19 protein-coding genes and 2 tRNA genes are annotated in these 24,599 nt (G+C 41.5%); 3 read left to right on the forward strand and 18 right to left on the reverse strand.

Translation table 11 applies throughout. The features are described 5' to 3' along the window. Positions 1 to 152 precede the first annotated feature (152 nt). The 13 genes from rpsO to rlmE form a co-directional block, all read right to left on the reverse strand. Complete coding sequence (rpsO, locus tag CZ809_RS15325; protein ID WP_006646210.1) at positions 153 to 422, reverse strand: 30S ribosomal protein S15; 270 nt, start codon at positions 420 to 422, stop codon at positions 153 to 155. A gap of 198 nt (positions 423 to 620) precedes the next feature. Continuing rightward, positions 621 to 1,568 (reverse strand): tRNA pseudouridine(55) synthase TruB, encoded by a 948-nt coding sequence (gene truB, locus CZ809_RS15330; protein ID WP_080158449.1) that lies wholly within the window; start codon positions 1,566 to 1,568, stop codon positions 621 to 623. Positions 1,569 to 1,570: 2 nt separating this feature from the next. Further along, positions 1,571 to 1,972, reverse strand: coding sequence for a 30S ribosome-binding factor RbfA (gene rbfA, locus CZ809_RS15335; RefSeq protein ID WP_080158450.1), 402 nt, complete (start codon positions 1,970 to 1,972; stop codon positions 1,571 to 1,573). Between the two features lie 98 nt (positions 1,973 to 2,070). Further along, positions 2,071 to 4,803, reverse strand: a complete 2,733-nt coding sequence (gene infB, locus CZ809_RS15340) for a translation initiation factor IF-2 (protein ID WP_080158451.1) — start codon at positions 4,801 to 4,803, stop codon at positions 2,071 to 2,073. Between the two features lie 28 nt (positions 4,804 to 4,831). Further along, a complete protein-coding gene (gene nusA / locus CZ809_RS15345) occupies positions 4,832 to 6,319 on the reverse strand; it encodes a transcription termination factor NusA (RefSeq protein WP_080158452.1) in 1,488 nt (495 codons plus the stop codon). 22 nt (positions 6,320 to 6,341) lie between these two features. Further along, positions 6,342 to 6,797 carry a ribosome maturation factor RimP gene (gene rimP / locus CZ809_RS15350; protein ID WP_080158453.1) on the reverse strand — a complete coding sequence of 152 codons (456 nt, stop codon included), beginning with the start codon at positions 6,795 to 6,797 and terminating at the stop codon, positions 6,342 to 6,344. Positions 6,798 to 6,985: 188 nt separating this feature from the next. After that, positions 6,986 to 7,062, reverse strand: a tRNA-Met gene (locus tag CZ809_RS15355). A gap of 57 nt (positions 7,063 to 7,119) precedes the next feature. Then, a tRNA-Leu gene (locus tag CZ809_RS15360) sits at positions 7,120 to 7,204 on the reverse strand. 11 nt (positions 7,205 to 7,215) lie between these two features. Then, positions 7,216 to 7,608 (reverse strand): preprotein translocase subunit SecG, encoded by a 393-nt coding sequence (secG, locus tag CZ809_RS15365; RefSeq protein WP_080158454.1) that lies wholly within the window; start codon positions 7,606 to 7,608, stop codon positions 7,216 to 7,218. Between the two features lie 266 nt (positions 7,609 to 7,874). Next, a complete protein-coding gene (gene glmM / locus CZ809_RS15370) occupies positions 7,875 to 9,212 on the reverse strand; it encodes a phosphoglucosamine mutase (RefSeq protein ID WP_080158455.1) in 1,338 nt (445 codons plus the stop codon). Positions 9,213 to 9,308: 96 nt separating this feature from the next. After that, complete coding sequence (folP, locus tag CZ809_RS15375) at positions 9,309 to 10,142, reverse strand: dihydropteroate synthase (RefSeq protein WP_080158456.1); 834 nt, start codon at positions 10,140 to 10,142, stop codon at positions 9,309 to 9,311. Positions 10,143 to 10,211: 69 nt separating this feature from the next. Then, positions 10,212 to 12,155 carry an ATP-dependent zinc metalloprotease FtsH gene (ftsH, locus tag CZ809_RS15380; RefSeq protein WP_080158457.1) on the reverse strand — a complete coding sequence of 648 codons (1,944 nt, stop codon included), beginning with the start codon at positions 12,153 to 12,155 and terminating at the stop codon, positions 10,212 to 10,214. Positions 12,156 to 12,204: 49 nt separating this feature from the next. After that, the gene (gene rlmE, locus CZ809_RS15385; protein WP_080158458.1) at positions 12,205 to 12,834 is read right to left on the reverse strand and encodes a 23S rRNA (uridine(2552)-2'-O)-methyltransferase RlmE; all 630 of its coding nucleotides are present in this window, start codon (positions 12,832 to 12,834) and stop codon (positions 12,205 to 12,207) included. A 212-nt stretch (positions 12,835 to 13,046) separates the two neighbouring features. Between rlmE and yhbY the strand changes: the two genes are divergently transcribed. Beyond that, a complete protein-coding gene (gene yhbY / locus CZ809_RS15390) occupies positions 13,047 to 13,343 on the forward strand; it encodes a ribosome assembly RNA-binding protein YhbY (RefSeq protein WP_080158459.1) in 297 nt (98 codons plus the stop codon). 145 nt (positions 13,344 to 13,488) lie between these two features. Here the strand turns inward: yhbY and greA are convergent, their stop codons facing one another. Next, entirely contained in the window at positions 13,489 to 13,962 is a 474-nt protein-coding gene (gene greA / locus CZ809_RS15395) for a transcription elongation factor GreA (RefSeq protein WP_080158460.1), read from the reverse strand. Positions 13,963 to 14,569: 607 nt separating this feature from the next. On the opposite strand from greA, the gene CZ809_RS15400 reads away from it, so the two are divergent. After that, positions 14,570 to 15,634, forward strand: a complete 1,065-nt coding sequence (locus CZ809_RS15400; protein ID WP_080158461.1) for a porin — start codon at positions 14,570 to 14,572, stop codon at positions 15,632 to 15,634. 154 nt (positions 15,635 to 15,788) lie between these two features. Further along, a complete protein-coding gene (dacB, locus tag CZ809_RS15405) occupies positions 15,789 to 17,192 on the forward strand; it encodes a serine-type D-Ala-D-Ala carboxypeptidase (protein ID WP_080158462.1) in 1,404 nt (467 codons plus the stop codon). A gap of 154 nt (positions 17,193 to 17,346) precedes the next feature. On the opposite strand, the gene CZ809_RS15410 is transcribed toward dacB, so the two are convergent. The 4 genes from CZ809_RS15410 to dapB form a co-directional block, all read right to left on the reverse strand. Continuing rightward, positions 17,347 to 18,204: a magnesium transporter gene (locus CZ809_RS15410; RefSeq protein ID WP_080158463.1), complete on the reverse strand. Its 858-nt coding sequence runs from the start codon at positions 18,202 to 18,204 to the stop codon at positions 17,347 to 17,349. A 566-nt stretch (positions 18,205 to 18,770) separates the two neighbouring features. Beyond that, complete coding sequence (gene carB, locus CZ809_RS15415; RefSeq protein WP_080158464.1) at positions 18,771 to 21,989, reverse strand: carbamoyl-phosphate synthase large subunit; 3,219 nt, start codon at positions 21,987 to 21,989, stop codon at positions 18,771 to 18,773. A gap of 17 nt (positions 21,990 to 22,006) precedes the next feature. Continuing rightward, positions 22,007 to 23,146 carry a glutamine-hydrolyzing carbamoyl-phosphate synthase small subunit gene (gene carA, locus CZ809_RS15420; RefSeq protein ID WP_080158465.1) on the reverse strand — a complete coding sequence of 380 codons (1,140 nt, stop codon included), beginning with the start codon at positions 23,144 to 23,146 and terminating at the stop codon, positions 22,007 to 22,009. Positions 23,147 to 23,713: 567 nt separating this feature from the next. Next, positions 23,714 to 24,523 carry a 4-hydroxy-tetrahydrodipicolinate reductase gene (gene dapB / locus CZ809_RS15425; protein ID WP_080158466.1) on the reverse strand — a complete coding sequence of 270 codons (810 nt, stop codon included), beginning with the start codon at positions 24,521 to 24,523 and terminating at the stop codon, positions 23,714 to 23,716. Positions 24,524 to 24,599: the final 76 nt, after the last annotated feature.

Genomic DNA, 24,599 nt, shown 5'->3' on the forward strand with positions numbered 1-24,599 from the left:
AGCATTCATACAACAAACTTGAGCTTAACTCCGGTACAGATAGTAGACGAAATTATGAAAGATGACAGGGGGACGTATAAATAATAGCGGTATCTATAATAAAAAGAGCAGATAAAAAGAAAGGAGCCTAGGGCTCCTTTCTTAAAGCAATCTTAGCGACGTAGGCCTAGACGCTTGATCAAGTCTTGGTAACGATCTAGGTTTTTACCTTTAAGGTAATCTAGAAGCTTACGACGACGAGAAACCATGCGTAGTAAACCGCGACGGCTGTGGTGGTCATGCTTGTGGTTAGCAAAGTGACCTTGAAGGTGGTTGATTTGCGCTGTTAAAAGTGCAACCTGAACTTCAGGAGAACCAGTATCATTTTCACATTGTGCGTAATCTGCAACGATTGCTGCTTTAGTTTCTGCATTCAGAGACATAACTCATTCCTAATACAAGATGTTTTAATTTGTGCCGCCAATCTCTGATTCAGCCGACACCCAAGCCGCGGATTATACTGATCAGCGGAACTAACTACAAGCGAATAATTAACCAGTTTTATTTTTAATCTCAAGCAACTCACACACAATAATCATGATGATTTCGTGTGCATAATAACGAGCGATCGGCTGGTATCATTATTGTTCTTGTTCGTTTGCCATTACTCGTTTTGGTGCCAACATGCCTTTTGCATCAATGGTACCAACACCAATAAACTCAGCAGTATCCCCAACGGTAATACGCACTAAAGTGCCTTCAGCGGGAACAACCTCGGCAGCAACAGGATTACCATGTAGTACATGCACAGCCGCTTCTGCTGTAATATTTACTGCTGGTAAATCTTGTACCGCAGTATCAGTTGGCAATAATAATGCATCTAATACTGTACCGGGTTCAATTTCATCCGCTATAGCTTGGTCAAGCATCGCCTGTAGCTGCTCAATCGTTACCATACGCTCATAAGGAAAGTTAGATACGCCAGTACGACGTAAGTAAGTCACATGAGCGCCACAACCTAGCATTTCACCAAGATCATCAACAATAGTACGAATGTATGTGCCTTTTGACACATGCAGTTCCATTTCAACTTCGTTGTTATCAAAGCGCAGTAACTCAACTGAATACACGGTAATCTTACGCGATTCACGAGGAATAGAAATTCCTTCACGCGCGTATTCATATAATTTACGGCCTTGATACTTTAATGCTGAGTACATCGATGGAATTTGATCAGTCGTGCCACGAAAGCTATCAATACAAGCTTCAAGTTGATCGCGTTCAACATTTACAGCGCGGGTTTCAACCACTTCACCATCAGAATCAGAGGTATCAGTACGCTCGCCTAATTTAGCAACCACACGATAACGCTTATCTGAATCTAATAAAAATTGTGAAAACTTGGTCGCTTCACCAAAACAAAGCGGTAACATGCCCGTCGCTAAAGGATCAAGCGCACCAGTATGGCCCGCTTTTTGTGCAAAAAAGATACGTTTCACTTTTTGCAGGGTATCGTTAGAACTAATGCCTGTTGGTTTATCAACCAAGATCACACCGTTAATTGGACGACCTTTACGACGACGTGCCATGTTTACTCCTCGCCTTTTTCTGCTTCGTCTTCATCACCACGACGATCTTCATCGTCACGTACCGCTTTAGATACTAGGTTTGAAATACGCATACCTTCAGTTAACGACTGATCGAAAATGAAGTTAAGTTCAGGTGTCACACGTAGGCGAATCTCTTTACCTAGTAGTGAACGGATGTAAGGTGCCATTTCACGTAATGCTTCTAAACTACCTTCAGCAGTTTGCTCACCAATTGGGAAAAACGTTACATAAATTTTGGCGTAGTTCATATCACGCGATACATCAACACTTGAAATAGTAGTCATTGCAATCGCAGGATCTTTGATCTCACGCTGTAAAATTACAGCCAATTCTTTTTGTAGCTGTTGCGCTACACGTTGGGTACGGCTAAATTCTTTTGCCATTTTCTTGCTCTCTCTAAGAATAATGCTCTTGAAAGAATGGGGAGCCGAAGCTCCCCATTATCATTATCATGTTGAAAAACAACTATCTACACTGATTATTAATCAAGTGTACGTTGGATTTCAATAATTTCGAATACTTCGATCTGGTCACCAACGCGAACGTCGTTGTAGTTCTTAACGCCGATACCACACTCGTAACCGTTCTTAACTTCAGGCACGTCATCTTTAAAGCGACGTAGTGACTCAAGCTCACCTTCGTAGATAACTACGTTTTCACGTAGAACACGAATAGGGTTGTTACGCTTGATAGTACCTTCAGTAACCATACAACCCGCGATTGCGCCGATCTTAGGTGACTTAAATACGTCACGTACTTCAGCAAGACCAATGATCTCTTGCTTGAACTCAGGAGACAACATACCGCCCATCGCCGCTTTAACTTCGTCGATTAGTTGGTAGATGATTGAGTAGTAACGTAAGTCTAGGTTTTCATTTTCGATTGTTTGACGCGCAGACGCATCAGCACGAACGTTGAAACCAAGTACGATAGCGTTAGAAGCTGCTGCAAGTACTGCATCAGTTTCAGTGATTGCACCAACACCTGAACCTACAATGTTAACTTTAACTTCATCAGTTGAAAGTTTACGTAGTGAGTCAGCAATTGCTTCAACAGAACCTTGAACGTCAGCTTTAAGCACAACGTTTAGCTCAGCAACTTCACCAGCTTCCATGTTAGCAAACATGTTTTCTAGTTTAGATTTTTGTTGACGTGCTAGTTTAACATCACGGAATTTACCTTGACGGTAAAGTGCAACTTCACGTGCTTTACGCTCATCACGTACAACAGTCGCTTCGTCACCTGATGATGGAACACCAGAAAGACCAAGGATCTCAACAGGAATAGATGGACCTGCTGATTCAATTTCTTGACCTTGTTCGTTGCGCATTGCACGAATACGACCATGCATTAGACCACAAAGAACGATATCGCCTTTACGCAACGTACCTTCTTGAACAAGTACAGTTGCTACAGGACCACGGCCTTTATCAAGACGTGATTCGATAACTACGCCAGATGCCATGCCTTCTTCAACTGCTGTTAGCTCAAGAATTTCTGACTGAAGTAGAATTGCTTCTAGTAGACCATCGATGTTAGTACCTTGTTTCGCAGAGATGTGAACAAACATGTTCTCACCGCCCCACTCTTCAGGCATAACGTCGTATTGAGCTAACTCATTCTTCACGTTGTCTGGGTTTGCATCTTCTTTATCGATCTTGTTTACCGCAACGATCAAAGGTACACCAGCCGCTTTTGCGTGCTGAATTGCTTCGATTGTTTGTGGCATTACGCCATCGTCTGCTGCAACTACAAGTACAACGATATCTGTCGCTTGAGCACCACGAGCACGCATAGCAGTAAACGCTGCGTGTCCAGGAGTATCAAGGAACGTGATCATGCCGTTTTCAGTTTCAACATGGTAAGCACCGATGTGCTGTGTAATACCACCAGCTTCGCCTGAAGCAACGTGTGCTTTACGAATGTAGTCAAGTGTTGATGTTTTACCGTGGTCAACGTGACCCATGATAGTAACAACAGGTGCACGAGAAACTTTTAATAAGTCTTCTGCATTACGGTCAGAAAGCACTGCTTCTTCAAGCTCGTTTTCTTTACGTAGAATAACTTTGTGACCCATTTCTTCAGCAACTAGTGATGCAGTTTCTTGGTCAATGATTTGGTTGATAGTCGCCATAGCGCCCATCTTCATCATTACCTTGATAACTTCAACGCCTTTAACAGACATTTTGTTCGCTAGCTCAGCAACGGTAATCGTTTCACCGATAACAACATCTTGCTTAGCAACTTGTGCTGTTTTATCAAAACCATGCTGCATTGAAGCAGGTTTGTTCATTTGAGGCTTACCGCGACCACGTTGGTTACGACCGCCACGGCCACCACGTTCGTCTTGCTTAGCCGCTGGCTTTTTCTTTTTACGACGGCGAGAAGTTTCTTCTTTGCGGTCTTGTTCGTCTTCTGCAGCACGAGCATATGTTGATGTCGTTGTATGGTAATCAGATTTTTCCATACTTACTGCTTGCTCAGGTTTTATCCCGTTTTTCTCGTTCTGTTCTGCCATTTTGCGAGCCTCTTCTAGCTGACGCTGACTTTCTTCTTCGGCTTTTCGCTTGGCTTCCTCTTCCAGACGACGCTGTAGTACTTCAGCATCTAACTTAGCCTGTTTGTCAGCGACGATGCGCTTAGCTTTTTCGTCAGCTTTACGCTTATCCTGTTCGGTACGATTCGCTTTATCCTCAGCGTCACGCTTCAATTTCTGTTCTGCTTCACGCTCAGCAGTTTCTGTTGCCTTACGCTGCTCTTCAGCTTGACGTAATGCAGCTTCCTCTGCCTTACGTTTCGCTGCTTCTTCTGCGGCTTGGTGAGCAATCATATCAGCTTCACGTTGCGCTTCAGCTTCTGCTTCGCGCTTAACAGCATCTTCTGCTGCACGTTGTTCATCCTCAAGTGCTGAACGTTTCACGTAGGTGCGCTTTTTGCGCACTTCTACTTGAACATTTTTGCTCTTACCACCGTTGCCAGAGACACTTAATGTACTACGTGTCTTGCGCTGCAGAGTCAGACGAGTTGGAGCGCCGTCAGTATTGCCGTCACTACCATGCTCCTTTTGGAGATGGTTAAGTAACGCCTGTTTTTCGGTTTGGCTTACATTTTCATCAACATTCTTAGCAATCCCAGCATCTGAAAGCTGTTGAAGTAAACGGTCAATTGGCGTACCAATTTCTTCCGCCAATGTTTTAACTGTAACCTCTGACATAATGCTCCTCCCTTGCTTTATTTTTTGATTACGCTTCGTCGCTGAACCAGCAAATATTACGCGCAGCCATAATTAGCTCACCCGCTTTTGCATCGTCCACGCCTTCAATGTCGGTCAAGTCATCAGTTCCTTGATCAGCAAGATCTTCAAGCGTACAAATACCTTTTGCTGCAAACTTAAACGCTAACTCGCGCTCAAGACCTTCCAGACTTAATAAATCTTCTGCAGGTTCTACACCGTCAAGCGTTTCTTCTTTAGCAAGCGCTAATGTAGTCAATGCAGCTTTTGCACGGCTACGTAATTGCTCGATAGTCTCTTCATCAAGACCGTCAACATCCATTAATTCACTTAATGGAACGTAAGCAATTTCTTCTAGTGTAGTAAAGCCTTCTTCCACCAATACAGTTGCGAAGTCTTCATCAATATCAAGGTGCTTAGTAAACACTTCAATTGATGCTTGTGCTTCTGCTTGGTGTTTTTTCTGTAAGTCTTCAACTGTCATTACGTTTAGTTCCCAGCCAGTAAGCTGTGATGCTAGACGTACGTTTTGACCGTTACGACCAATTGCTTGTGCCAGATTATCTTTCTGTACAGCAATATCCATTGTGTGGTTGTCTTCATCAACAATGATTGAATCAACTTCCGCTGGAGCCATTGCATTGATCACATATTGTGCAGCATTTTCATCCCACAATACGATATCAATACGCTCACCGCCAAGCTCACTAGAAACAGCTTGAACACGTGCGCCACGCATACCAACACACGCACCCACTGGGTCAATACGCTTATCGTTAGTTTTTACTGCGATTTTCGCACGAGAACCAGGATCGCGAGCTGCGCCCATAAGTTCAATCAGTTCTTCGCCCATTTCTGGCACTTCAATACGGAACAGCTCAGATAGCATCTCTGGCTTAGAACGCGTCATGAATAACTGGAAACCACGAGCTTCAGGTGCAACTTTGTACAATAGACCACGAACGCGGTCGCCTGGACGGAAGTTTTCACGAGGAAGTTGATCATCACGTTGGATGACTGCTTCTGCGTTGCTACCTAAATCAATGATTACTGCGTCACGATTTACTTTCTTAACAATACCAGTGATTAGCTCACCTTCGTTGTCAATAAACTGTGCCACAATTTGCTCACGCTCAGCTTCACGTACTTTTTGTACGATCACTTGCTTAGCTGTTTGTGTAGTAATACGGTCAAACGTTACAGATTGAATATCATCTTCAACATAATCGCCAACGGAGATTGTTGGATCTTCATACTGTGCCGCTTCTAACGTAATTTCAAGTGTTGGTTGAGTTACCTCTTCTACTGCTTTCCAACGACGGAAAGTTTCGAATTCACCTGTTTTACGATCGATAACAACACGAACTTCAATTTCTGCTTCGTGTTTCTTTTTAGTTGCTGTCGCTAATGCAATTTCAAGCGCTTCAAAAATACGCTCGCGAGGAACAGCTTTTTCGTTGGATACCGCTTCTACGACAGCCAAAATTTCTTTGTTCATTTCTAATGCCCCAATTTAGCGGTTAGAATTTTGGAACTAGGTTGGCCTTGGAGATATTGCTAAGTGCAAAGGACTCGTCATTGCCATCTACGTTAAGTGTGATCAGTTCGCCTTCAACAGCGACAATGTCACCTTTCCACTTACGACGGTTACCCATCGCCATTTTTAATACTAAGCTAACTTCATGACCAATAAATTGTTGGTAATGTGCAGCTTTGAAGAGTGGTCTTTCCAATCCAGGGGAAGACACTTCTAAGTGGTAAGCAACAGTAATAGGATCTTCAACATCCATTACTGCACTAATCTGGCGGCTCACTTCAGCACAACCGTCTACATTAATACCATTTTCATGGTCAATAAACACGCGAAGTGTGGAGTGTGCACCAGCACGGATAAACTCTAAACCAACAAGTTCAAAGCCAATAGCTTGAACAGAAGGCTCAAGTAAGTCGGTTAATTGTGTCTCTAAAGCTGTCAAGACAACCCCCCGGAAACAAAAAAAGGGCATAAAGCCCAGTAAATACCTGAATGGTCATGTTTCAGATAATAAAAAACCCCGAATACGGGGTTTTTTATTACTGGACCCTGATTACTAAGCTCATGCAAGCAAGAGTCTCAGTAAGAAAACAAACATTCAAAAATAAGAATAGTCTATTTTCAGGAAAGTGGTTGCGGGGGCCGGATTTGAACCAACGACCTTCGGGTTATGAGCCCGACGAGCTACCAAGCTGCTCCACCCCGCGTCCGATTCTGAACAGAGTATACCGTTCAGATGTTACTATTACAAGTAACCAGTATAATGGTGCCGAGAAGGGGACTTGAACCCCTACACCTTGCGGCACTAGCACCTCATGCTAGCGTGTCTACCAATTTCACCATCTCGGCTAAATCTTTACTTACTGAGATTTTTCACTTGTTGCTGGTGTTGTTTCAGCAGTGTTCTCAGTCGTTTTTTCTGCTGCAACTACTTTATCAGTAGAGATTGCAGTCTTTGGTTGTTCAACAGTTTGTGTTGTAACTGGAGCCGAAAGGTCGTCCCAACCACTTGTTTCTGCTGATTTCTTAGTACTAATATTGCCAAGTACAAGACTAATCGCAAAGAAAATGATTGCACAAAGTGTTGTCATTCGAGTTAGAAAATTTCCTGAGCCGCTAGAGCCGAACAAAGTTCCTGATGCACCAGCCCCGAATGAAGCTCCCATATCTGCGCCTTTACCTTGTTGAATCATTACTAGGCCAATTACACCAAGCGCAGCGACAAGATAAATCACAAGTAGAATTTCGTACATGGGTTCCACCTATGGTAAAATTGCTATACCGACTTTGCTTTAGCAGCGCCAGCGCATTCCTCTTATCTAGAGAGCGAATGAATACTAGCGAAACCCTGTGACAGTGACAAGTAATATTTACTCAAAAAGTGAATATTCCGAACCACTTGCACAACATTTAGCCAAAAACAAAGTCATCAAAATAAAAAGGCTGACTATATTTTATTAGCCAGCCTTCACCGTTATTAATAACACTTAAAGAATTAAGCAGTTATCAACAATTGCACTTAGCAGTTTTCTTTTACTGCTGTTGCAATATCTAATGCATATTGCTTAACATCAACTGCATTTTGGCCTTCAACCATAACACGAATCAATGGCTCTGTGCCTGACTTACGTAATAATACGCGACCATTATCACCTAATTTTTTCTCAACTGCTTGAGTTGCAGCAATAACAGCAGCTGATTGTAATGGATCGCTTTCACCTTTAAAGCGAACATTTTCTAGCACTTGTGGGAACATTGTCATGCCATCACTCAGCTCTTTTAAGCTCATTTTGCTAGATACAATAGAAGCCATAACTTGTAGACCCGCTACAATACCGTCACCGGTTGTTACTTTATCAAGTAAAATAACGTGGCCAGAGTTTTCAGCACCAATTAGCCAGTTATTTTTGATTAGCTCTTCCATTACATAACGGTCACCCACTTTTGCACGTACAAAAGGAATGCCTAGATTTTTAAGTGCAACTTCCATGCCCATATTGGTCATTAATGTACCAACCACACCACCTTTTAGCTCACCACAACGTAATGCATCACGAGCAATGATGTAAGCGATCTGATCACCATCAACTTTATTACCTAGCTCGTCAACCATGATCACACGGTCACCATCACCATCAAGTGCAATACCAAAGTCAGCTTTTTCTGCTAATACTTTAGCTTGTAATGCAGCAACATCTGTTGCACCTACTTTATCATTAATATTGACACCGTTAGGCTCGCAACCAATAGTAATAATTTCAGCACCTAGTTCACTAAATACTTTAGGCGCAATATGGTAAGTTGCACCATGGGCACAATCGACAACAATCTTAAAACCTTCAAGGCTTAAATGATTAGGGAATGTGCCTTTACAGAACTCAATATAACGACCTGCCGCATCATCAATACGGTAAGCTTTACCTAATAATGCAGACTCAACACACGTTAATGGTTTTTCCATTTCAGCTTCAATTGCAGCTTCAACGTCATCGGGTAACTTTGTACCTTGCGCAGAGAAGAATTTGATGCCGTTATCGTGATAAGGGTTATGTGATGCAGAAATCACAATACCCGCTTCAGCGCGGAACGTGCGAGTTAAATAAGCAACCGCGGGTGTTGGCATTGGACCAGTAAAAGCCGCTTTTAGACCTGCAGCTGCAAGGCCTGCTTCTAATGCAGACTCCAACATGTAACCTGAAATTCGAGTATCTTTACCGATTAATACTTTTTTAGTACCCGTTTGTGATAATACACGACCAGCCGCCCAACCCAATTTCATTACAAACTCAGGTGTAATCGGACCTTCACCAACAAAACCACGAATACCATCAGTACCAAAGAACTTACGTTCAGCCATTTTACACTCCTAGCTTTCTTTTTTATAAGTATATTGATTGTAATTAGCTTAGTGCTTTTTGTTACAATCATTCACTGTAATAAGGTTATATCTGCATTATTTGGAATAATTCATCACCATATTACAGACTTTAATAACATCAATTGTCTCTTGTACGTCATGAACTCGAATTATTTGCGCACCTTTCATTGCTGCAATCGTCGCACACGCTAGACTGCCAGCAACACACTCAACGGGAGGCTTATTTAATAATTTCGAAATCATTGACTTACGAGACATTCCCGCTAATAGCGGCAAGCCAAACTGATGAAACTGTTCAAGTTGTGCTAATAGTTGATAATTATGCGCCACTGTTTTACCAAATCCAAAACCAGGATCTAATATAAGCTGTTGACGAGTAATCCCATGCTGTTCACAAGCTTGAATCCGTTCAATCAAAAATTGATTAACGTCTACAATCAAATCGTCATAGTTTGGATCGGACTGCATTGTACGCGGTTGGCCTTGCATATGCATCAAGCATATAGGAACATTTGCTTGTGCCGCAGCGTCTAATGCACCTAAATCTTGTAATGCGCGAACATCATTAATTAAATCAGCCCCCGCATTAACCGCTTCAGTCATCACTTGCGCTTTACTAGTATCAATTGAAATCCAACAATCAAACCGTTGTCGAATTGCCTCTATTACTGGAATAACACGAGCCAGTTCCGTCTCAACATTAACATCAGCCGCCCCTGGTCGCGTCGATTCACCACCAATATCAATGATCGTCGTGCCAGCCTCAATCATAGCTTCAACATGACGTAATGCGTGATCTAACTGGTGATATTTACCGCCATCAGAAAAAGAATCTGGCGTAATATTAACAATCCCCATCACTTGAGGCGTTGTAAGATCAAGAATCTTACTTTTACTGATTAGTTGCATATTATGACTCCGCAAATTTCAACAAAAAAAAACCCCGACCTAAGTCAGGGTTTTCTATTTACTTAGCAATTATGCTCGAGGCGTACTATCTGTATCATCTTTCTCAGATAGCGCATCGATACCGTCGCCAACTGGCTCATCAGGAGCAAGTTCAGTTTCAGGTGCATTTCGCAACGTATCGCCATCATCACTCCAGCCTTTTGGTGCTCGAATTTCAGCTTTACGTTCCATTAAGTCATCAATCTGACCTGCGTCAATGGTTTCATATTTCATCAATGCATCTTTCATTGCATGCATGATATCCATATTATCAACCAAAATCTGACGTGCGCGTTGGTAGTTACGATCAATCAGAATACGAACTTCAGTATCAATCAGCTTCGCTGTGTCATCAGACATATGCTTACTTTGTGTTACTGAACGACCAAGGAATACTTCACCTTCGTCTTCTGCGTACAATAATGGACCTAACTTGTCAGAGAAGCCCCACTGAGTCACCATCTTACGTGCAATATCAGTAGCGCGTTCAATGTCGTTTGATGCACCTGTTGATACTTTCTCACGACCATAGATAAGTTCTTCAGCCAGACGACCACCGTAAAGACTTGAAATCATAGATTCTAAGAATTCACGAGAATGACTTACACGATCTTGTTCAGGTAAGTACATTGTCACACCTAACGCACGACCACGTGGAATAATGGATACTTTGTACACAGGATCGTGATCCGGTACTAAGCGACCAATAATTGCGTGACCGGCTTCATGGTATGCCGTTGATGCTTTCTGATCTTCAGACATCACCATTGACTTACGCTCTGCGCCCATCATGATTTTGTCTTTTGCTAGTTCAAATTCAACCATTGAAACAGTGCGCTTATCACCACGAGCAGCAAACAACGCAGCTTCGTTAACAAGGTTTGCAAGATCGGCACCAGAGAAACCTGGTGTACCACGTGCAATCAATGATGGATTCACATCACCGTCTAGCGGTACTTTACGCATGTGAACTTTAAGAATCTGCTCACGACCACGTACATCTGGAAGACCAACAACAACTTGGCGGTCGAAACGGCCAGGACGAAGTAAAGCTGGGTCAAGTACATCGGGACGGTTAGTTGCGGCAATAACGATAATACCTTCATTACCTTCAAAGCCATCCATTTCAACCAGCATTTGGTTTAGTGTTTGTTCACGTTCATCATGACCACCACCAACACCAGCACCACGTTGACGACCTACAGCATCGATTTCATCGATAAAGATAATACAAGGCGCTGCTTTCTTCGCTTGTTCAAACATATCACGGACACGGGATGCACCCACACCGACAAACATTTCAACAAAGTCAGAACCAGAGATAGTAAAGAACGGTACTTTAGCTTCACCAGCAATCGCTTTTGCTAATAAAGTTTTACCCGTACCAGGAGGACCAACCATCAACACACCTGTTGGGATTTTACCACCTAGCTTTTGGAAACGGCTTGGATCACGTAAGTAATCAACCAATTCTTTAACGTCTTCTTTAGCTTCATCACAACCCGCTACATCAGCAAAGGTTGTTTTGATTTGGTCTTCACCCATCATACGTGCTTTAGATTTACCGAACGACATGGCACCTTTGCCACCACCGCCCTGCATCTGACGCATAAAGAAGATCCAAACACCAATTAGTAACAACATTGGGAACCACGAAATGAAGATTGAAGCTAAAAGGCTTGGTTCTTCAGGAGGTGTACCCGCAACAGCTACATTTGCGTTAATTAAATCGTCTAACAGTTTAGGATCATTTGCGACAGGTAAGTATGTTACATAGCTCGCATTATCACGTTTGGTTACAGTGATTTCACGATCATTGAATCGTACTTCCTTTATCTGATCCTGACCGATTTGACGGACAAATGTCGTATAATCGACTTGGCCTTTGGTACTATTACTATTGGTTCCGAAACTCTGGAATACAGACATAAGAACAACAGCAATGACCAGCCATAAAATCAAGTTTTTTGCCATGTCACTCAAGGTGTTAACCTCGCGATAACTAAAAGATGAATGTAGATTACTACAGTTTGTAACCTGTAGCCACAATATAGACTTCACGCGAACGATCTCGCGAGGAATCTGGTTTACGAATTTTGACCACTTTAAACATGCTACGAATATCAGCGAGATATTGGTCAAAGCCTTCGCCTTGGAAAACTTTTACCGTAAAACTGCCATTCGGTGCAAGTACTTGTCGACACATATCTAATGCAAGTTCAACAAGGTACATAGCTCGAGGTTGGTCGGATGCAAGATTACCACTCATATTAGGTGCCATATCAGACATTACCACATCGACCATTTCTGGTTTAATGCGTGCCAATAAAGCATCTAATACTGCTTCTTCACGGAAATCACCTTGAAGGAAACTAACTCCAGGTAGTGAATCCATTGGTAAAATATCACAAGCGATGACCTGTCCATCATCACCTACAATTTCTGCCGCATACTGTGACCAACCACCAGGTGCAGCACCAAGGTCAACTACAGTCATGCCAGGTTTTAATAATTTATCTTTATTTTGAATTTCTTCAATTTTAAAGAAAGCACGAGAACGATAACCTCGTTTCTGCGCTTCTTGTACATATTTATCGTCAAAATGTTCTTTTAACCACCGGCCGGAGCTAGCGGATTGTTTTTTTCTACTCATGCTAAACCTAATGCGTTGCCATACTTAGTAAGTATACGTCGGCTAAAGACTTTATCGCACCTAATTCACTAGATTGCGCCCTAAAAATGTGCAGTGCAACATAATCACTGTAAATTTTCCGACTCTCATCTATTAAACAAATTAGTCTTCTAGACTAGATGGCGGTAGAATGTCGCGTTTTCAACCCTTGTAACTAAAAAAATAGAGTCATCATGAATCTAAGCACAAAACAAAAGCAATTCTTAAAAGGTCTAGCTCACAACCTAAAACCTGTTGTTCTTATGGGTGCGAATGGTCTTACTGAAGCAGTATTAGCCGAAATCGACCTTGCTCTAAACCACCACGAACTGATTAAAGTAAAAGTAGCGTCTGAAGATCGTGAAACTAAACTTTTAATCGTTGATGCTATTATTCGCGAAACTAAAGCGGAAAAAGTACAAGTGATTGGTAAAACTTTAGTGATTTACCGCCCAAGCGAAGATCGTAAAATCGAACTTCCTCGCAAATAAAAAAGGCCGCCTAGCGGCCTTTTTTATTGCTGTCGTTGGCAATAATTTCTTTTTGCTAACGACAAACTCTACCGTTATTAATAAGTTAACGCTTATTTGTCAAACATAGTCTATATTTTTAGTTACGACAAACAGCAATTAATTATTAAACGTATTGTACATCCATGATTTCAAATTCTTTTAAACCACCAGGGGTTGTAATTTGAACTTCATCACCGACTAATTTACCAATTAAACCGCGTGCAATCGGTGAGTTTACTGATATCAAGTTTTGCTTAATATCGGCCTCATCATCACCCACGATACAATATGTCATTTCTTTATCACTATCTAAATCTAATAGTTTGATAGTCGTACCAAAAATAACTTTGCCCGTATTCGCTAAGGTTGTTACATCAATCACTTGAGCAACAGATAGTTTGTATTCAATATCACGAATTTGCGCTTCACAAATACCCTGTTCTTCACGTGCAGCATGGTACTCAGCGTTTTCCTTTAAGTCACCAAGTTCGCGAGCTTCGGCAATTGCTTGAGAAATCAGCGGACGACGCTTCAATAACACCTCAAGTTCTTTTAGTAGCTTCTGTTCACCGCGAACAGTCATTGGTACTTTTTCCATAAATAAATAGCCTCTGTAACCTGATAGCGCTCGCCAATTTCAGGTAAAAATAGTCAACCTAACATTAAGCTAGCCTGACAGAATAAAAATGATTTGGTTTATTTTAAACAAAGATGACCCAGAGATCATCATTGATAAATGATAATCCGCATTTAACTGTTATTTATCGACGAATTATTTTGTTATACCGCGATTAAAACACCAAAGCTGAATATTGACGATAATAATAATCAGTATTTATTTGTTGTTAGCGCTTACTATCCCTTCTGGCTTTATCTCTAAATACAAAAAAGACACCTTGCTTAATCAACATTAAAAAGCGCGTCAAATCACACTATTTGAAATAAAAATATTTTTTTTAAGCATAAAAAATATATTAATTTCTAAATAGAGCTAAAATATAAAAAATAATTAGAACTTTTACTTATTATAATAACACACTGATTAATAAAATAATAAACGACAAAAAAAACCTAAAAATGCTGCATGTAAACTATTTTTCAGTTTTTTTTACTAACATATTATCAATGACACAAGTAAAAAGAACGCCATAGCATTCAGCATCGAAATGCAACTTATAAAAAAACTATATATAAAGGATTCGGCAATGAACAAGAACCTAATTGCTCTAGCAGTAGCAGCAGCGACTTTCTCTGGCGCAGCATCAGCAGCAACAGTTTATTCAGACGACACTTCTAGCCTAGCTATCGGCGGCCGTGTAGAAGCTCGTGCACTACTTTCTGATAACGCTAAAAATGAAACAGCACCTGTTCTTTCACAACAAACAAGTAATGATGTAACTGACATCTCACGTGTTCGTGTAAACATTGATGCAAAAACACAAATTGCTGATGGCGTACAAGGCATTGGTTTTGTAGAAAAAGAATTTGGTAGCGACAGCGACAACGTTCCAGAAGAAACTCGTTACTTATACGCTGGTGTAAACAGTGACCAGTACGGTCAAATCGTTTACGGTAAGGCTGACGGTTCACTAGCTATGCTAACTGATTTCACTGATATCATGGCATATGCAGGTTCTGTAGTTGGTGGTACTAAACTAGCAGTATCAGACCGCGCTTCAAACAACCTTTCTTATGTTGGTACATTCAACAACCTAACTTTCAGAGCAAACTACGTATTTGATGGCGCGGCATACAATGCTGCAGGTAAGAAAACAGACCAATCTGGTTTCTCTACTGCTGCTAAATACACTGTAGGTGATACAGGTCTTGCTCTTGGTGTTGGTTACACTCAACAAAAAGATCAAACTGCATCTACTAACGCTGTAAATGACACATCTAAGCAAACTTTCGCAGTAGCATCTTACACTATTGGCGATCTATACTTCGGTGGTTTATACAAATACGGTCATCGTGATGCAGCTAACCTAGTAAATGGCGATCTAACTGACTCTCAAGGTTACGAATTCGCAGCTGCATATACTATGGGCAAAACAGTATTCACTACTACTTACGGCTTCATGAAAGATGAGCGTAATACAAGCGGTGCTTACGATGAGTTAGCAAACCAACTATCTGTAGACGGTACTTACTACTTCAACAGTAACTTCCGCACTTACGCTTCTTACACATTCAACATGCTTGATAAGAACGAAGTAGGTAAAGTTGCTGCTTCTGACCAAGTTGTTCTAGGTGCTCGTTACGACTTCTAATTTTAATAATTAAAAGCGTACCCCAAAAGCGTCGACTTCGGTCGGCGCTTTTTGTTATTTAATCGTAACTGAACACTTAGGCAGTACATTTTTACTAAAGACATTAAAAAAGCTATCATTACAATTAACTCTATTTATACAATTGTATTCTGATATGCTAAAACGACTTATTTGCTCAGCCTTGCTATTAACAAGCATGCCTTCATTTGCTGCATTTTCGCCTCAGCAAGCCCTCAAGCAATTACCGACAGGTAGTGACGCCTCACTATTAGTTGTTAACCCAACGACCAATAAAGTCATCTACCAGCACCAAGCAAGCCATTTACAAGCCCCAGCGAGTACACAAAAGCTATTAACTGCACTTGCAGCTAAATTGTATTTAGGTAATGACTTCCGTTTTAGCACTAACCTTGAGACTCAAGGTAATAATGTTATTTTAGACTTTAATGGTGATCCAACATTAAAAAGCACTGATATTGCTAATCTGCTGCGCCAACTCAAACAGCAAGGTACAAACACCATCAAAGGCAATCTTTACCTTAATGGTGGCCATTTTACAGGCTTTGAACATGCCGTTGGCTCACCATGGGATATGCTGACACAATGCTACAGTGCGCCATCAAGCAGTATTACGTTAGAACATAACTGTTTTGAGGGGGCGTTATATTCAAATATGGCCTTTGGTGCTAAAACACGTTTAAATATTCCAAGCCATCAACCAGTAACGGCAACAAATGATGCGATTGTAGTAACGAAAGCTCAGCAAAAAGAACAATTATGTGAACTATCATTACAAGCAAATGATAGCAACCACTACCATATCACGGGTTGTATTCAACCAAAGAAAGATCCACTACCACTTCGGTTCGCAGTTCAAAATACCACGTTGTATTCAACAGCAATTATTAAGCAGCAATTAAAACGTGCAGGTATACATTTAGACGGTAAAATTTTACGTAATGACACCATTACAGGAAAGGTTGTTGCCACTCATCAATCAGCACCGTTAACCACTCTGCTGTATATTATGCTTAAACGCTCAGATAATTTATTTGCCGATAACCTTGCGAAAACCATGGGCGCTAAATTCTTTAATCAAGCAGGTAGTTATACCAATGGTGTAGCTGCTATTAAGGCAATTCTAAAACAAAAAGCCAATATTGATTTATCAAACACCATCATGGTTGATGGCTCAGGTTTATCACGCAATAACCGTTTAAATACGCATGATTTAATGGAAGTGCTTACTTACATTTATCATCACCCTAAACTAGGATTAATGACCGATTTACCCGTTGCAGGCAAAAGTGGCACCCTTCAATATCGTAAAAGCGTCCGTAACGCACCATTAAAAGATCATATTATTGCTAAAACAGGATCGTTATTTGGTACTTATAACCTTGCAGGTATTATTAAAACCAAATCAGGTCAACCATTATTGTTTGTACAGTTGGTCACCAACTATTACCCAACTGCGGCTGAAGTAAAAAACAGTCCACTGCCACCAATCAATCAATTTGAAAAGCAATACTATACATCTCTGTATAATAATTACTGATTCACTGTCGCTGTTATTAAGCTAATCGTAACAACTAAAAAGCCCCATTTATTGACGATACCTTAAAAAGTAGTTATCAATAAATGGGGCTTTTTTTATCTTTAATAACAGCAGTTATGACCATTAATCACATATTCAGCATCAAGTACCACAATTAATGGCCTAAACCTAAAATCCAATTAATAGTACTAAAATAAATAACCATTCCCGTAATATCCACCATTGATGCTAGCACCGGACTTACAAGTACCGCTGGATCTAAATTAAATGCACGCGCAATTAACGGTAATAACCCACCAGCACTGGTCGATACCACGACTTGAATAGAAATAGCAATACCAATGGCTAGCGCAACCATATAAAGACTGATCCCTGTGGGTAATAGCACATGCCCACTAAAAAAGACCACCCGCCCAACAATCACAGCAGCTAACCCAATAGCAATCACTAGCGACACTCGAAATTCTTTCCATAATACCGCTATCCAGTCACGGGATCGTATTTCATCCATCGCTAATGCGCGTACCACTAACGTTGCCGCTTGTGATCCGGTATTCCCTCCCGCAGCTGCAATCACGGGCATGTAAATAGCCAACAAGACTAACTGGCTCAATGTATCTTGATAATGAGAAATAATCAGCCCAGATACAATCCCCATCAGCGCTAGGCCAACAATCCAACCTATACGTTCGCGCACATGGTTAAAGACACTATTTTGTAAATAATGCCCCACAGGTTCAACTTCAGAGCAGATCAAACCTAGCCCGTTAGCGAGTTGGCGCACTTTGACATCTTCTTTACGTTCATCAAGCCGATCAAGTAATAATTGAACATGGCGTAAAGGACATTCATGAAGCATAACTAAGGCTTCAGACAAGGGCATTTTAGCTAATAATTGTGCTTGCTCATCTAAATCATATTTTAGAAAAGCATTACGCACAGCCAGTGCATCACGTTGATCTAAGTGGGCACCTGTTGCGGCAGCATAGGCTGCAAAATTCATTACTGTCATGGCGTTTTATCCGGTTAACTGATACTCAAACAAGAGTAATAAGTAGCGACCGTCGCAATTTAAAACTTGAACCACACAATTTCAGGCATGCCATTAGGCCTACCGCGAATAACAGCCATTAATTGACTGATGGTGAGGGTATTCAATAATTAAATTGCACTGAAATATAAACGGGAAAATCGAGGAAGAATGTCGTGGATAGGCTATCGCACAAAAAGAAGGACATAGTATTCCGAGCCTGGCAGCACGGAACTGTTACGAATACCGTTACTAGGCTTGATTTTCCACCATCATACTCGGGGGCTGGTCGGTATCGTTCACTTACATCTCCAAAAATATATCGCCTACTGCGACGACTGCATTGTACGCTATTAGTACATTGCTGCAACTAAATCTGGCCTTTTCTAAAACACAAAAAGCAATAACATTAATAGTTAACTCTTTCAGGTATCGCGTAATTTAAAATAATGCCATAAAAAATAAAAAGCCGATCATTTTCATGATCGACTTCTTAACAGTGACACCATCAGTGCTATTTTATAACCGATAACAATTCTGCTATGTGGTTATTTGATCATTGCATGTAGCTCTTGAATAGAGGTTACCGTATTACGATCATCGGCAGTATGCGCCAAACAAGCAGCAAAACCAGCATTCAAGGTTGTGGTGTAATTTACCTTCTCAGCGAGAGCACTACGACGTAGTACTTTTGAATCTTCAATTGCTTGACGACCTTCCGCTGTATTAACAATGTAGGTGTATTCATTATTCTTAATACGGTCAAGAATATGAGGACGGCCTTCATGTACTTTGTTAACTAAACGAGGATTAATACCCGCTTCACCTAAGATCACCGCGGTACCGTGAGTCGCATCAAGTTGATAGCCAAGTTTGATTAATTTAGACGCTAAATCAACCACACGTTTCTTATCCCCTTCACGTACTGATAGTAGTGCACGACCACCTTCAGGGTACTCTTTTCCACAACCTAGTTCAGCTTTAGCAAACGCTTCTGCAAACGTATTACCAATACCCATTACTTCACCTGTTGAGCGCATTTCTGGGCCTAACAATGGGTCAACACCTGGGAATTTATTAAACGGCAATACCACTTCTTTTACTGAGTAATACGGTGGAATAACTTCTTTCGTAAAACCTTGTGATTGCAGTGATTGCCCCGCCATTACACGTGCCGCAATTTTTGCAACAGGTACGCCAGTTGCTTTTGATACAAAGGGTACTGTACGCGCAGCACGAGGGTTAACTTCAATTAAGTAAACTTCGTTATCTTTAACGGCGAACTGAGTATTCATTAACCCGCGAACCCCAAGTTCAAACGCCAAGTTCTTCACTTGCTCACGCATCACGTCTTGGATTTCTTTGCTCAGCGTATAAGCTGGCAATGAACAGGCTGAGTCACCAGAGTGAACACCCGCTTGCTCAATGTGCTCCATGATGCCAGCAATAACAACTTGTTCCCCATCACAAATCGCATCAACGTCAACTTCAATGGCATCATCAAGGAAACGGTCAAGCAATACAGGAGATTCGTTTGAAACGCTAACAGCTTCATTAAAGTAACGACGTAAATCTTGCTCATCGTATACAATTTCCATTGCGCGACCGCCAAGTACATACGATGGGCGCACAACTAACGGGAAACCGATGATTTTTGATTTCTCAATCGCCTGTTCCATCGTCGTAACTGTTGCGTTTTCTGGTTGTAATAAACCTAAACGGTCAACAGCTTGCTGGAAACGTTCACGATCTTCAGCGCGGTCAATGGCATCAGGGCTCGTACCGATAATTGGCACACCAGCCGCTTCTAATGCGCGAGCAAGTTTAAGTGGTGTTTGACCACCGTATTGAACAATCACACCTTTAGGTTTTTCAACACGTGCAATCGCTAATACATCTTCCAGAGTAACGGGTTCAAAATATAAACGGTCAGAAGTATCGTAGTCAGTTGATACCGTCTCAGGGTTACAGTTAACCATGATAGTTTCATAACCATCTTCACGTAATGCTAGTGATGCATGAACACAACAGTAATCAAATTCAATACCTTGACCGATACGGTTAGGGCCACCACCAAGAATCATGATCTTTTCTTTAGTGGTTGGATTTGCTTCACATTCCTCATCGTATGATGAGTACATGTAAGCCGTGTCTGATGAAAACTCAGCTGCACAAGTATCAACACGCTTATACACTGGGTGAATATTAAATTGGTCACGCAGTTTACGAATTTCAGCTTCAGCAACACCAAGTAGTTTCGCTAAACGTGCATCTGCAAAACCTTTACGTTTTAGGCTACGCAGTGCTTGCTCATTTAAACCCGCAAAACCTGCCGCTTTAACGCGTGCTTCATCTTTAATAATGTCTTCGATTTGAACCAAGAACCAACGGTCAATACCGGTTAGATTAAAGATACCATCAACAGACATCCCCGCACGGAACGCATCGCCGATATACCAAATACGCTCAGCACCCGCGGCTTTTAATTCATAACGAATTTTACTCATTGCATCCGGTTCTTCAAGATCAACCATCTCGTCAAAACCGTTAGCACCCACTTCGAGGCCACGTAATGCTTTGTGTAATGACTCTTGTTGGTTACGACCAATAGCCATTACTTCGCCCACCGACTTCATCTGGGTGGTAAGACGGTCATTGGCACCGACAAACTTTTCAAAGTTAAAACGTGGAATTTTCGTTACAACATAATCGATAGTCGGTTCAAATGACGCAGGGGTTGCACCACCTGTAATATCATTCATCAGTTCATCAAGGGTAAAACCAATCGCCAGTTTTGCCGCTATTTTAGCAATAGGGAAACCCGTCGCTTTAGATGCTAATGCTGATGAACGAGAAACACGTGGGTTCATCTCGATGATAACCATACGGCCATCTTCAGGATTGATACCAAACTGAACGTTTGAACCACCCGTTTCAACACCAATCTCACGTAATACTGCTAGCGATGCATTACGCATTAGCTGGTATTCTTTATCGGTTAATGTTTGCGCTGGCGCAACCGTGATTGAGTCACCCGTGTGAATCCCCATCGGGTCAAAGTTTTCAATTGCACACACGATGATACAGTTGTCGTTCTTATCACGAACCACTTCCATCTCATATTCTTTCCAGCCAATCAGTGATTCATCAATCAACAATTCACTTGTTGGTGATAAATCTAGACCGCGAGAACAGATTTCTTCAAATTCTTCTTTATTGTATGCAATGCCACCACCAGTACCACCCATCGTAAATGACGGACGAATAATACAAGGGAAACCTACCATATCGAGCACTTTATACGCTTCGTCCATGGTGGTTGCAGTATCAGCACGAGGACACTCAAGGCCAATCGCTTTCATTGCTTTATCAAAACGAGAGCGGTTTTCAGCTTTATCAATTGCGTCAGCTGTTGCACCAATCATTTCGACATTAAATTCTTTTAATACGCCATACTTTTCAAGATCTAAGGCACAGTTAAGCGCAGTTTGGCCACCCATCGTTGGCAATACTGCATCAGGACGTTCTTTTTCGATGATCTTGCGTACTACTTCCCAGTGAATAGGCTCTATATATGTAGCATCCGCCATATCAGGGTCGGTCATGATCGTTGCAGGGTTAGAGTTAACCAGAATAACGCGGTAACCCTCTTCACGCAGCGCTTTACATGCTTGTGCACCAGAGTAGTCGAATTCACACGCTTGACCGATAACAATCGGACCAGCACCTAAGATTAATACACTTTTAATGTCAGTACGTTTTGGCATTTTTTACTACTCCCGGTTTAAGCGCTGTGTTTCTTAATTAATTCGATAAAGTGATCAAATAGTGGTGCTGCATCATGAGGACCAGGGCTTGCTTCAGGGTGGCCTTGGAAACTAAATGCAGGCTTGTCGGTACGATGGATACCTTGTAGAGAGCCATCAAACAGGGATTTATGTGTTGCACGTAAATTATCAGGCAATGTTGCTTCATCAGCGGCAAAACCGTGGTTCTGGCTAGTGATCATTACCACATCACGTTCAAGATCTTTTACTGGATGGTTTGCACCATGGTGACCAAATTTCATTTTCACCGTTTGAGCACCACTCGCCAAAGCTAAAATCTGGTGCCCAAGACAGATACCAAAAATAGGTAAGTTCTTATCTAGAAATACTTTGGTCGCTTCAATCGCATAAGTACATGGCGCAGGATCGCCAGGACCATTTGATAAGAAAACACCATTTGGATTTAATGCTAACACTTCTTCCGCTGTTGTTTGCGCAGGAACAACCGTTAGACGGCAGCCACGATCAACCAGCATACGTAAAATATTGCGTTTAGCACCAAAGTCATAGGCAACAACATGGTACGGTAGCTCACTGTCATCTTTCGCTGCGGGTAAACCGCCCGTTAATGTCCATGAACCTTGCTTCCAGCTATATGTTTCAGTTGTAGTCACCTCTTTCGCTAAATCCATGCCTTTAAGACCGGGAAATGCTTGAGCTTGAGCGAGTGCCGCAGCTTCATCAAGATGGTCACCTGCAACGATACAACCGTTTTGAGCGCCTTTTTCACGTAGAATTCGCGTTAATTTGCGAGTATCAATATCAGCGATACCGACAATATTTTGCGATTTAAGATAGTCAGAAAGGGATTGTTCACTGCGGAAATTAGAAGCGATAAGAGGAAGATCACGAATTACCAAACCTTGAGCATGAATTGCCGTTGATTCTTCGTCTTCAGTATTAGTGCCGGTGTTGCCAATATGGGGATAGGTAAGAGTAACGATCTGTTGCGAGTAAGAGGGGTCAGTGAGAATTTCCTGATACCCCGTCATCGAGGTATTAAAAACAACTTCACCAACAGCCGAACCATCTGCCCCAATGGACACGCCGCGGAACACTGTCCCATCTTCAAGGACTAACAGCGCAGATTTGCTCAAGACAACCTCCAAAAAATAAAAATGCAATTAAAACAGATAAATTTGCAACTACCCATTCCATTTAACGCCAAAAACCCTTAACTACTGATTTTTGACAAATTGCGCAAATTCTATGGATCAGTTAGCAATCTGTCAACATTTAACCGTAATTAAATTTAAAAAATCACACACAATCACCACTTTCTGGCTCAAACACTGTAAATAACAACTTTCATTGCAGGTTTAGGACTATCGAATAACATTAGTTAAAATGTAATCGATTGCCTAGGTTGCAAATACGTTAATCTAAATTAAAATCACACGCAAACGATAAAATAACCAAACTTAAGTAATACAAACAATCAAAAATAATCAAAACAAGCACCAAACGCTAATTATTACAACAAAAGCCAGCGTTATTTCAGCCTTTTACTCTAGTTGACATTTCAAACAACAACCTTACCTCCACAGTGACAATTTATGCATAACTATCCTGTTAATTTACATAAACAACAATGGTGTTCTTATTAATTTAGATATAAAAAAACCTGCCATTAGGCAGGTTATCGACAGTTATTGATGTGCTTTTTATAATCGATCTAAATCAAGTACATCAGTCATAGTATAAAAACCCATTTGTTTTTGGTTTAACCATGCCGCTGCACGTACTGCACCATTGGCAAATGTCATTCTATCAGTCGCTTTGTGGGTAATTTCAACTCGCTCACCAATATCAGCAAACATTGCGGTATGTTCGCCCACAATATCGCCAGCTCGAATAGTTGCAAAACCAATCTCATCACGACTGCGTTCACCTGTAATGCCTTCACGTGAATACACAGCAACATCACTGAGCTTGTTCCCCATCGCTCCCGCAATTGCTTCACCCATACCAATGGCTGTTCCTGATGGTGCATCAACTTTATGGCGATGATGTGCTTCAATGATCTCAACATCACAATAGTCACCCATCACTTTGGCAGCTTTCTCTAGCAATTTAAACACCAGGTTAACACCGACACTGTAATTAGGCGCCATAACAACAGCTATCTGCTCCGCGGCAGCATCAATCAATTGACGTTGTGACTCAGTGAAACCGGTTGTGCCAATAACAATTTTTTTATGATGTTGTAGGCATAATTCAAGGTTCGCTAGCGTCACAACGGGTGCCGTGAAATCAATTAACACATCAAAGTCATCAATTGCTTGACGTAAATCGTCAATAATCACTACATTCGCTAAACCAATACCCGCTAATTCTCCAGCATCGGCCCCTACCAAGCTTGAACCAGCACGCTCAGTTGCAACCGTTAATGTCGTTGCATTTGATAATGCAGTGGCTTTAATTAGTTGACGCCCCATTCGTCCGGCTGCACCGGCTATCGCAATTCTGACCATTAACGTGCATCTCCTACACTATTCATAATAATATGTTCCACTGTAGCTTGTTGACTATGATAAAAAAAGCCCCAGT

This window comes from Photobacterium piscicola, from assembly GCF_900166965.1.
Lineage (GTDB): Bacteria > Pseudomonadota > Gammaproteobacteria > Enterobacterales > Vibrionaceae > Photobacterium > Photobacterium piscicola.